Genomic DNA, 939 nt, shown 5'->3' with positions numbered 1-939 from the left:
TCTGTCGCACAATCTTTGTGCGGTATTGCCGTAAGACTCCCTTCGCCGGACAGACTGGAGGTATTTATGTATGCAGACATTTTTCGGGGCATTCTGATCCCATTTTTGGGAACCGCACTGGGGGCGGCGTGTGTGTTCTTTATGAAACGCACCCTGTCCACGGGAATCCAGCGTGCCCTGACGGGATTTGCTGCCGGCATCATGACCGCGGCTTCGGTGTGGAGCCTGTTGATTCCGGCAATGGAGCAGAGTGCCGATATGGGAAAGCTGGCATTTTTGCCGGCGGTGATCGGTTTCCTGGTGGGAATCCTTTTTCTGCTGGGGCTGGATCACCTGATCCCGCACCTGCACATGAACAGCAGTGAAGCCGAGGGACCGAAAAGCAAACTGAAAAAGACGACCATGCTGGTGCTGGCGGTGACGCTGCACAACATTCCGGAGGGTATGGCGGTAGGCGTTGTCTATGCCGGCTGGGCATCGGGCAATGTGTCGATCACCGCAGCCGCGGCAATGGCACTGTCTATCGGCATCGCCATTCAGAATTTTCCGGAGGGTGCCATTATTTCCATGCCGCTGCGAGCAGAGGGCATGGGAAAGGGCAAGGCATTTTTGTACGGTACCCTTTCCGGCGTGGTGGAACCCATTGGGGCGATCCTGACGATTCTGGCGGCAGGGCTGGTGCTGCCGATTCTGCCGTATCTGTTGAGCTTCGCCGCCGGTGCCATGATCTATGTGGTAGTGGAGGAACTGATTCCGGAGATGTCGGAGGCACCTCATTCCAATGTGGGAACGATTTTTTTCGCCGTGGGATTTGCCTTGATGATGACGCTGGACGTGGCGTTGGGATAATGGAAATGGCCGGTTTTTGCGGAGAGCAGAAGCCGGTTTTTTGTGGGCGTTTTTCCTTTTAGGGCAACACCGCACAAAGCTTGTGCGTAA

1 protein-coding gene is annotated in these 939 nt (G+C 55.7%); it reads left to right on the top strand.

All coding sequences use genetic code 11. From position 1 onward, the window contains the following. Nucleotides 1-66: 66 nt before the first annotated feature. Nucleotides 67-849 carry a ZIP family metal transporter gene (locus RUMCAL_RS04895; RefSeq protein ID WP_021681490.1) on the top strand — a complete coding sequence of 261 codons (783 nt, stop codon included), beginning with the start codon at nucleotides 67-69 and terminating at the stop codon, nucleotides 847-849. Nucleotides 850-939 lie beyond the last annotated feature (90 nt).

Origin of the sequence: Ruminococcus callidus ATCC 27760 (assembly GCF_000468015.1) — a bacterium.
GTDB lineage: Bacteria > Bacillota > Clostridia > Oscillospirales > Ruminococcaceae > Ruminococcus_C > Ruminococcus_C callidus.
This window is presented reverse-complemented; position numbering and strand designations above follow the sequence as displayed.